This is a genomic window from Actinomyces sp. HMSC08A09, assembly GCF_001807465.1.
Taxonomy (GTDB): domain Bacteria; phylum Actinomycetota; class Actinomycetes; order Actinomycetales; family Actinomycetaceae; genus Actinomyces; species Actinomyces oris.
In genome coordinates this window covers 100,599-110,421 of sequence record NZ_KV789133.1, presented here as the reverse complement: position 1 = coordinate 110,421, position 9,823 = coordinate 100,599, and the positions used below count along the sequence as shown (strand labels likewise).

Here is a 9,823-nt window from a genome sequence, read left to right as displayed (position 1 = left end):
GCTACCAACTGCGCCATAGCCCCGTTCGGGCGTCGCTCGCGTGCGGCGACGCGGATAACTGTATGAAGTTCGGACCCGTCAGGGCAAATCCGCACCACGTGCGCTACCTCACCTGCTCAGCCCAGGATTCTGCCCAGCGGACTGGAGTCCACCGGTGGTCCGGCATTCCACGCCACCACTGCCCAGCCCGGAGGCCGTTTGTTGGTCCGCAGGAGTGCGTGGCAGCAGTTGCTCATGCCACGCAGGCCGAACCACTGCTGGGCGTCCATCCCCAGCAGGTAGGTGGCCCCCAGGTTGGTAGCCGCTCCGTGGGAGACGGCCACGATGACGTCGTCCTTCTGGGAACCTGCGACGATGGCCTTGAGCGCCTCCCCCACTCTCTCGGCGGTTTGGCGGCGCCCCTCGATCCGGAACTGGGGGAGGTCTCCCCCGGCCCGCCAGGTGGCGTAGTGCTCCGGCCACTGCTCCTTGATGTCAGCGGCCTTGAGGCCCTCCCAGTCCCCGAAGGACTTCTCCGCCAGACCCTCATCGATCTCGACGCTCAGTCCGGTCAGCGACGCCAGCGCCTCGGCCGTGTCCCGCGCCCGAATCAGCGGAGAGGAGACGATGCGAGTGGGCCCCAGGGCCGCGATGTCCTCGGCGGCACGCCGAGCCTGGTCACGACCGGTCTCATTAAGAGGGACGTCAACCCGGCCCTGAATACGCCCTTGACTGTTGTAGTCGGTCTGACCGTGGCGCCACAGAATGAGATCCGTCATGACGCGGTGGTCTCCCGACCGCCGAGGGAATCACCGTCCTGGCTGCCCTCATGTGCCAGGTCCGCCGGCAGCTCGATGGCGGGGCAGTCCTTCCACAGGCGTTCGAGCGAGTAGAACTCCCGGTCCTCGTTCTGCAGGACGTGAACGACGACGTCGCCGTAGTCCACCAGGACCCAGTGGGCGTCGGCGAAGCCCTCCCGAGTACGGCGCTTGGCCCCGGCTCGGTGCATGGCCTCATCGACTGCATCGACGATGGCGTGGACGTGGCGGTCGTTCGCCCCAGAGGCCAGCAGGAAGACATCGGTGAGTCCCAGTCGCTCGGAGACGTCGATGGCGGCGAGGTGCTCAGCCTTCTTATCGGCCGCCGCGCGAGCGGCAGCGATCGCCAGGCCGGTGGCGTGTTCAGTGGCGGACACGGATCTCCTTCGGGAGGGTCAGTCGGACATCATGTGGCAGCGGCGACTGTACCGTGCCCACCTCCGTCAAACGAGCTGACGGATCCACTCCCCCGCACCGACGCTGGCTGCCATGGCGCTCGTACCACCGCCGAGCTTGCCGTTGGAGATCAGCAGCGCCAGGACAACAGCGATGATAATCAGCAGCAGGACGATGATGAGCGCGGCCATGAGGATCTTGCCGGTGCGCGAGGAGGCGCCGGGCTGCTCCATCGGCAGGACGTGATCCGGGGTGGGAACCCTTCCGGTCACCTCGTTGACGGGAGCCAGGTAAGGCTCCTCAGGGACCTCGGCAGCCGGGGCCGCCACGGAGTCCCACTCGGAGGCCCCCATCGGACCGTTGCCGTTCTCGGCCTCGTCGCTGTAGAAGGCGTAGGGGCTGACGGCCTCGCCGGAGACGGCTGCGGTCTCTGCCGTCCCGTCGACGATCGCCTCCTGGAAGCTACCCGCCTGCGGGGGCTGATGCAGCGACCTCCACTGCGGGGCCCCGGGCGCACCGAACTCGGAGTCCTGTGCCCCCTGAGTCGAGGGCGCCGACGTCGACACCACCATGGTCTGTGCCTCAATGTCGACCTCGACCTCGGCGTCGTCCTGCACCATCGGTTCCTCGATGGAGGGAGCGCCGTAGACATCCTGCACGTCGGCGGCCTCCTGGGCGGACGGCGAGCTGTCCACGGGCTGGACCGAGCTGAGCTCTCCCGTGGAGGCGTTCACGGTGCGCACACCCTGAGCAGCGGCCGGAATCCGCACGATGGGTCGGCGCACCGAGCCGGCGGAGGACGCCGAGCCGGCGCTGACCCCGCTGCGGGAGGTCTCGGCGCTCCGCATGGCCCCGGCCTGCCCGTAGGCGGCGACGTCGGCAGCACCGGGGGCGGTTGCGGAGATGGCGGGAACAGCGGAGGCGGCGCTCACGGCCTCGACCGCCGAGGAGGACTGCGAGGAGGCGTCCGCGTCGTCCTGAGCCACCGGCTCGAGACCCTCCCGGTAGTCGTAGGGGCTGGTGGCGGGCTCCTCGGTCTCAGCGCCGCCACTCACCTCGACGGCGCCCTGAGGCTCATTGTCCTGTGGGCTCTCCGGCTCCTCCGCCTCGGCGACGGAGCCTCCTTCAAGACGGTCCTTGAGTGAGAAGCGGGTGGGGACCGGCGCCGGCTCGGAGCTGGCGTTCGCGGCCCAGTGAGCGTCGTAGTCAAGGGTGGCCACCGGCAGGTCGACGGCCTCCATCAGGCCCGTCTCGATCTCGGAGATCGCCACGGCCTCGGCCGCCGACAGCGAGCGCCAGCTCGGAGCAGAGGCGGCCGACCCCTCGGGGACGGACATGCTCAGGGGCGGGTTCTGCCCGCCCTGCTCGAGATAGTCACCCCCGTCCAGGGCGGTGGGCTCGGCCGGCTCCACCGGCGCGGACTCGGCCTCGTCACCGGAGGTGGCGGAGGAACGGGAGGTGACCGACGAGGGATCGGCAAGAGGATCCTGGAGCGCCTGCGCCTGCTCAGGGGTGATCTCGCCCGCCTCGACGGCAGCCCTGAGCGCCTTGGCCTCCTCGCGCAGACGCCGCATCTCACGCCGGGTCAGGAGCGGCTGCTGACCGGTCAGGATCGCCTCGCGCTCCGCGGCGCGCTCCGCCTGCCGGATCGCACGACGACTACCGCGTGGAGCGTGCTCATCTGGCGTCGGCTCCTCGGACGTGGGGGCATTGACGCCGGTCTGCTCAGTGCTCACCGTCGTTCTCCTTCCTCAGGGACTGCTCGCGGGCCACTCTCGCCGTCATCGACGTCGCCGACGCCGGCCGCAAGGCCATACGATAGAGCCCGTACTTGCGTATGTACTGCACGACACCGTCAGGGACCAGGTACCACACCGGAGACCCCTCCCCGACCCGCTGGCGGCAGTCAGTCGACGAGATCGCCATGGCCGGCACCTCGACCAGCGAGATCCGGTCACGGGGAACCCCGGAGTCACTGAGTACGTGCCCGGGACGCGTCACCCCCACCAGATGAGCCAGGTCGAAGATCCCCTCACTGTCCTTCCAGGTGAGGATCTGCGCCAGCGCGTCGGCTCCAGTGATGAAGTACAGCTCCGCGCCCGGGTACTCGGCCGCGATGTCATGCAGGGTGTCGATCGTGTAAGTCGTCCCACCTCGGTCGATATCGACCCGGGAGACCGTGAACCTCGGGTTGGAGGCCGTGGCGATCACCGTCATGAGGTACCGGTGCTCAGCCGGGGAGACCTTGCGCTCCTTCTTGAAGGGCTGGGCCCAGGTGGGCACGAAGATGACCTCGTCGAGAGCGAAGACGTTCTGCACCTCACTGGCTGCGACCAGGTGCCCATGGTGGATCGGATCAAAGGTTCCACCCATGATGCCGATGCGAAGCGGACGAGCAGACAGGGTCACGCGCTGCGCCTCGCTTCTCTCCTGGGGGACACGTTTGGTTCTCCTCAACCGGCTTGGACAACTACAGTTGGCGAACATACTGCCACGGCCTGCCCCCATTGTGGGTCTCCGCAACGCCATAAGCGAGTTATCAGCCAAGGGCGCAGAGACGCGAGGCGACATTCGGGCTGCTGTCAGGCTACTTCCAGTCGGCCAGTGCGCGCCCCGCCGCCCCCAGCGCCGGCGCGGTCGCCCCGAGCCGGGCCGCCACCAGTCGCGGTGCCGGCAGGTCGCCCACGAGATCCGCCACTCGGCCTCGCAGAGGCTCCAGGAACGCAGCCTCGTCCGCCCGCATCAGCTCGGAGTTGACGACGACGTCGAGGGGGCCGAGCAGGCCCACACCCTGAGCAATGAGCTCAGCCAGGCAGTCCAGGCCGGTGTCCCAGACGCGGCGCGCCTCCCGGTCCCCCGAGGCGATCGCGCCCAGGAGGGACTCCAGCCCCGTGGCGCACTGGGCGAATGACTCATCGGAAGCGTCCTCGCAGCCGCCCGGCTCCGGCGCGGCGGAGCCGAGGGAGCCGGCAGAGTCATCGAGCATGCCGGCGGTGTGCCGCCTGACCATTGCGCACACGGAGGCGACATCCTCCAGGCGGGCCCTCTCCCCGCTCCAGTCCGGATCGGGAACCAGGATCCGACCGACCTGACCGGCCCAGCCCTCACCGAGCACCGGGGCGCCGCCCAGCAGGACGGCGGAGGAGATCCGCTCACCGACCGCCAGATAGAGGCAGTTCCTCCCGGCCGCACCCCACTGGCTCTCGGCCCAGGCGCCGCAACCGGCATCCTGATAGAGCCTCACCTCAAGGCCTCCGGAGAGTCCGGGTGACCCGGAGGCCTGAGACGACAGCGACCGTCTCACCAGACTCACCAACGGGGCGTCCTGCAACCCAAGAGTCTCGCTGCGGCGCACACGCCCCTCGTCCTCGTCGACAACACCGGGCACACTGACCCCGACGACGAGGGCCGCCGCCCCGGACACCTCACCACTGAGGTCATCGGCGAGGCCCGCGCACAAGGACTGGATCGCGCTCCCGATCTCCTGGGCCAGCCGATCGGCGTCTGCACGGCACTGTCTGGGGACCGGCCGCTCCACGGAGGAGATGACACTCCCCCGGCCGTCAGCGACAACCGCGGTGACGGCGTCGGCACTGACATCGACCCCTATGGCGACGACGCCCTCCCCACGGCGGAGGGGCTCGGCAAGGTCAGCGGGACAACCCATATCTTCTCTGTTCTCGGAGGCGGGATGGCGAGCCCACGGGGTCACCACTCCACACAATGACGTGATTGATGTCGACGACAGTAGCAAGGTTTACATCGCGATGTGTCGCCCTCAGGAGGCAACTGGGGACATCCCTGAACTATGCTGACATCGGTACACCGACTACCTGCCGCACGGTCACTAGAATACGGCAAGTGGTTGATGCACAAATCAACCGTGCACCCCCTCCCAGCCCATCCCCTCTCCGTCCCGCACCACCCCCTTGACCCCCAGGAGGATCGAGATGTCTCGGCATGATCGCCATTCGGCCATCCTCGACATCGTCATGGACGAGGGCAGCGTCCATATCGACGACATCATCACGCGGCTGGGGGTCTCAGCGGCCACCGCGCGACGCGACCTCGACCACCTGGCTGACCAGCAGCTGGTCAGCCGTACCCGCGGCGGCGCCATTGCCAACCCCACCTCCACCGAGCCTCCTCTGCGCTACCGCACCTCCAAGATGGCCGATGAGAAGACCCGTATCGCCAAGGCGGCGGCTGCTCTGGTGCACCCGGGCGACTCCATCGGTCTCAACGGCGGCACCACGACCACCGAGGTGGCTCGCGAGATCGCGCTCCTACCGGAGCTGACCGATCCGGAGGTGCCGGTCACCCTGGTCACCAATGCCGTCAACATCGCCAACGAGATGGCCGTGCGCCAGTGCGTGCGCGTTGTCGTCACCGGGGGGATCGCACGAGCCCGTTCCTTCGAGCTCACCGGTCCTCTGGCCTCTCTCATCCTTCCCTCGATCAGTGTGGGCACGCTCTTCCTGGGAGTCGAGGGACTTGATGAGAGAGGCGCCTACGCCCAGCACGACGGGGAGGCGGCCATCAACGCCGCACTGGTCGAGGCCGCCGAGCACGTCGTCATCGTGTGTGACAGCTCCAAGCTCGGCAGGACGGCCTTCGCCCTCATCTGCCCCACCTCCGGGATCGACACGGTCATCACCGACGACGGCGCCTGCGCCGACCAGGTCGAGGCCCTGCGGCGAGCCGGAGTCCAGGTGCAACTGGTCTAGCATCCGACAAACCTGAGAGCTTTCTCATCCGCCCCTAATCGTCATCTTCTTCTGGCCGGTCAGGATCGTTTCAGAACGATCCAGAACCGACACCGGGAGAAGAGAGACGATCATGACGAGCGCTCCCCTACGCGTGGCCCTCTACAGCCACGATGCCAAGGGGTTGGGACACCTTCGCCGCAACCTCGCTCTGGCCCACCACCTGGCCCGAGCACTACCGGGGCTCACCGGCCGTGACGTCACCGGCCTGGTCATCACCGGTTTGCCCCCGGGCCAGGAGTACCGCCTCCCCGACGGCTTCGACTGGCTGGTGCTGCCGGGGATCAAGAAGTCCGAAGGCATCTACCAGCCCCAGCGCCTGCGCATCACCCACGAGGACCTGGGCGAGGTCCGTAGCGCTCTGCTGAACGGCGTCCTGGGCACCTTCGCCCCGGATCTGCTCATCATCGACCGACACGCCTACGGGGTGCACCAGGAGCTGCGCGAGCCCCTGACTCACCTGCGCCGCACTCACCCCGGCGCGCGCGTGGTGCTCGGTCTGCGCGAGGTCCTGGACACCCCCGCAACCGTGCAGCGCGAATGGGATGAGCTCGGCGAGGCCGACACTCTGCGCCGGCTCATCGACGAGGTCTGGGTCTACGGGGACGCCGCGGTCCACGACCTGAGCGCCACCGGCGAGGCCCCGCCTGCGCTGGAGGAGCGGATGCACTACACCGGTTACCTCGCCCACGGTCGCGACATCGCCGAGCCCAGGGACGGTTCCGAGGCCTCACCCGCTCTGGCCGGTAACGCCCTGGACCCCGTGCCCTTCATCCTGACGACCGCCGGTGGCGGCTGCGACGGCATCAACCTGCTGCGTGCCGCCGCGCAGGTACGCGTCCCTGACGGCTACCGGCATGTCGTGGTCACCGGCCCCCAGCTCGACGCCGCCCTGTTCCACCAGGTCGCTCAGGCGGCCGGTCCCCGCACCGTGGTACGCCGGTCCTGGCCCGGCATGAGTCGCCACATCCAGCAGGCCGCTGCGGTCATCGCGATGGCCGGCTACAACACGGTCACCGAGATCCTCGCCTCCGAGACCCCGGCCCTCCTCATCCCGCGCGAGACGCCTCGCCTGGAGCAGTTCATCCGGGCCTCCGGCCTGAAGAAGGCAGGCGCCGTCGACCTGCTGAGATTCACGGATCTGAGTGCCGCAGCGCTGGAGGACCGGCTCTCCGAGCTGCTGGGTGACCAGGAGGCCTCCCGTCGCCAGCTGACGGGGCGACGTCGTCTGCGTCTGAACGGCCTGGCCACGGTCCCCCTGCTGGCCGCCGAGCTCATGGATCACCGACATGACGCACCCACCACGAGCCCGACCTACCTCACCAGCCACGCCACCAGCCTCACCAGGATGGAGATCCCCGCATGAATCCCCCACTCGACACCCACCAGCCCCACCAGGGCGCCCCCCGTATCGGATACGTCCTCAAGGTCTACCCCCGCTTCTCGGAGACCTTCATCGTCACCGAGATCCTGGCCCGCGAGGCCCAGGGCGAGGACCTGAGCATCTATGCACTGCGCCCCACCACGGATGCGCGCTTCCACCCCGAGATCGCCCGGGTCGCCGCCCGCGTCAACTGGGTGGGCCGACCGAACCGGGCCATCGACCTGTGGAGCCAGCTCACCGAGGGCCTGACTTGCCAGGAGGACCGCAAGCGCTTCGCCGCCATCATGCCGGTCCTGGCCGAGCTGCCCGGTGACGTGGTGGCCCAGGGCGTGGAGCTGGCGCGTCAGGCACGCCGGGACTCCATCACCCACCTGCACGCGCACTTCGCGTCCCTGGCGGGGCGGGTGGCGTGGATCGCCTCGGCCCTCACCGGCATCCCCTACACCGTGACCACCCATGCCAAGGACATCTTCCACGAGTCGGTGGACCCGGTGTGGCTGCGCCGGATCTGCGCCGATGCCCAGCGGGTCATCGCCATCAGCCGTTACAACGAGGACTACCTGGGAACTGTGCTGGCGGGCACGGGGGCCAAGGTGTCGCTGCGTTACAACGCCCTGGAGCTGGATCGCTTCTCCTACCGTGCCCCGCAGCCGGTGTCCGCCACGAGGGCAGAGCCGCTGCGGGTGTGCGCCGTGGGTCGCCTGGTGCCCAAGAAGGGCTTCGCCGACCTGGTCGAGGCGGTGAGGATCCTGGTGAGCTCGGGGATCGATGTCGAGGTGGAGCTGGCCGGTGACGGCGATGAGCGTGAGCGCCTGACCGAGCAGATCGAGCGCCTGGGACTGGCCGACAGGATCCGTCTGCTGGGTCCGCTCACGCAGGCGGAGGTGCGCGAGCTGCTGGCGCGCTCGGACGTGTTCGCGGCGCCGTGCATCGAGGCGGCCGATGGCAATATCGACGGTCTGCCCACGGTGGTCCTGGAGGCGATGGCCTGCGGGACGCCGGTGGTGGCCACGGCGGTGTCGGGACTTCCGGAGGTGGTTCACGACGGCGTCACCGGGATTCTTCTTCCTCCGGGTGACCCGGCCTCGCTGGCCGTGGCCCTGCGCGGGATCGCACAGGGCGAGGTGGACATCGTCGCGCTGTCGCGCGGTGCGCGGGCACTGATTGAGGAGCAGTTCGACTCTCGGGCCCAGGCCGCGGTGCTGGCCGCCTGGCAGTCGGGTCCCGTCCCGGCTTCCGGCGTGCGCCTGGCCGATCAGGAAGGAGCCGCCTGATGCGCATCGCCTACATCTGCTGCGACCCGGGCATCCCGGTGTTCGGGACCAAGGGCGCCTCGGTGCACATTCAGGAGGTCGTTCGCGAGCTGCGGGCCGCCGGCCACGAGGTGGTGCTCTACGCCCTGCGCTCAGGCGAGCACGTGCCCGCCGACCTGGCCGATCTCGAGCTGCACCTGGAGGCGGTCGCCGACGTCGCCCCCGCTGAGCGGGAGCAGGCGCAGGTGCGTGCCGCCCAGAGGATTGCTTCGCGGGTCATCACCGACGGCGCTGACCTGGTTTACGAGCGCTACTCCCTGTTCTCCACGGCTCTGGCCGACATCACGGCGGCCACCGAGGTGCCGGGGGTCCTGGAGGTCAACGCTCCGCTGATTGACGAGCAGCATCGTCACCGCTCGCTGGTGGACGCCTCCGGTGCTGAGCAGGCGCTGCGCCGTCAGGTCGGGGCGGCGCGGGTCACGGTGTGCGTCTCGGACCCGGTGGCCGACTGGGTTCGCCGTCGCACCGCCGATATGCCGGACGCGGAGGCTGTTGCCGCCAGGGTCCACACGGTTCCCAACGGTGTGAGCGTGCGCCGCATCCAGCCTCAGCCGGCGGACCCCGAGCGGGTGGTCGTCACCTTCGTGGGGACGCTCAAGCCCTGGCACGGGGTGGCCGACCTCATCACGGCGGCGGCCCTGGCGCGTCAGCGGTGGAGCCTGCGGATCATCGGCGACGGACCCGAGATGGAGACGCTCCGTGCGCAGGCCGAGCGCCTGGGGGTGGAGGCGGACTTCCGTGGGGCGGTCGCCCCTGAGGAGATTCCCACTCACATGGCGGGTTCAGCGATCGGGGTGGCTCCCTATCCGGATCTGGGGGGTCTGGAGCAGCAGTACTTCTCCCCCATGAAGGTCCTGGAGTACCTGGCCGCGGGGCTGGCGGTCGTGGCCTCCGACGTCGGTCAGATCCCCCAGCTGCTTGAGGAGGGATCGCAGCGCCACGGCGTGCTCGTGGCGCCCTCGGACCCCACGGCGCTGGCCGCGGCCCTGGATGATCTGGCGGCCTCCCCCCAGCGGCGGGCCCGGATGGGGCGTCATGGTCGTCTTCTGGCTGAGGAGCGCCACTCCTGGAATCGGGTCGTCACCCGGATCCTGGGGCTGGCCGGCATCGCTGAGGGTGGTGGGCGGTAATGGCTCCGCTTCCTCGTCGTCACGGGCGCAGTCGAAT

At 69.1% G+C, this 9,823-nt stretch carries 9 protein-coding genes; 4 read left to right on the top strand and 5 right to left on the bottom strand.

Annotated elements, in window-relative coordinates:
- Positions 1-116 precede the first annotated feature (116 nt).
- The 5 genes from HMPREF3165_RS08755 to HMPREF3165_RS08735 form a co-directional block, all read right to left on the bottom strand.
- Complete coding sequence (locus HMPREF3165_RS08755) at positions 117-758, bottom strand: histidine phosphatase family protein (RefSeq protein WP_070512528.1); 642 nt, start codon at positions 756-758, stop codon at positions 117-119.
- A complete protein-coding gene (rsfS, locus tag HMPREF3165_RS08750; RefSeq protein WP_004565156.1) occupies positions 755-1,174 on the bottom strand; it encodes a ribosome silencing factor in 420 nt (139 codons plus the stop codon). Before rsfS ends, HMPREF3165_RS08755 begins: the two co-directional genes overlap by 4 nt.
- Before the next feature lie 66 nt (positions 1,175-1,240).
- Positions 1,241-2,929, bottom strand: a complete 1,689-nt coding sequence (locus HMPREF3165_RS08745) for a hypothetical protein (protein WP_070512525.1) — start codon at positions 2,927-2,929, stop codon at positions 1,241-1,243.
- On the bottom strand, positions 2,919-3,602 hold the full coding sequence (gene nadD / locus HMPREF3165_RS08740) for a nicotinate-nucleotide adenylyltransferase (RefSeq protein WP_004565158.1): 684 nt from the start codon (positions 3,600-3,602) through the stop codon (positions 2,919-2,921). The genes HMPREF3165_RS08745 and nadD overlap by 11 nt, the downstream gene beginning before the upstream one ends.
- Positions 3,603-3,780: 178 nt before the next feature.
- Positions 3,781-4,860: an ROK family protein gene (locus HMPREF3165_RS08735; protein ID WP_070512522.1), complete on the bottom strand. Its 1,080-nt coding sequence runs from the start codon at positions 4,858-4,860 to the stop codon at positions 3,781-3,783.
- Positions 4,861-5,143: 283 nt separating this feature from the next.
- Between HMPREF3165_RS08735 and HMPREF3165_RS08730 the strand changes: the two genes are divergently transcribed.
- The 4 genes from HMPREF3165_RS08730 to HMPREF3165_RS08715 all read left to right on the top strand — a co-directional run bounded on the left by HMPREF3165_RS08730 (position 5,144) and on the right by HMPREF3165_RS08715 (position 9,786).
- Complete coding sequence (locus HMPREF3165_RS08730) at positions 5,144-5,920, top strand: DeoR/GlpR family DNA-binding transcription regulator (protein ID WP_070512521.1); 777 nt, start codon at positions 5,144-5,146, stop codon at positions 5,918-5,920.
- Positions 5,921-6,032: 112 nt separating this feature from the next.
- Complete coding sequence (locus tag HMPREF3165_RS08725) at positions 6,033-7,325, top strand: glycosyltransferase family protein (RefSeq protein WP_070512518.1); 1,293 nt, start codon at positions 6,033-6,035, stop codon at positions 7,323-7,325.
- Entirely contained in the window at positions 7,322-8,617 is a 1,296-nt protein-coding gene (locus HMPREF3165_RS08720; protein WP_070512515.1) for a glycosyltransferase, read from the top strand. The genes HMPREF3165_RS08725 and HMPREF3165_RS08720 overlap by 4 nt, the downstream gene beginning before the upstream one ends.
- Entirely contained in the window at positions 8,617-9,786 is a 1,170-nt protein-coding gene (locus HMPREF3165_RS08715) for a glycosyltransferase family 4 protein (RefSeq protein WP_070512512.1), read from the top strand. Before HMPREF3165_RS08720 ends, HMPREF3165_RS08715 begins: the two co-directional genes overlap by 1 nt.
- The last annotated feature ends 37 nt before the right edge of the window (positions 9,787-9,823 follow it).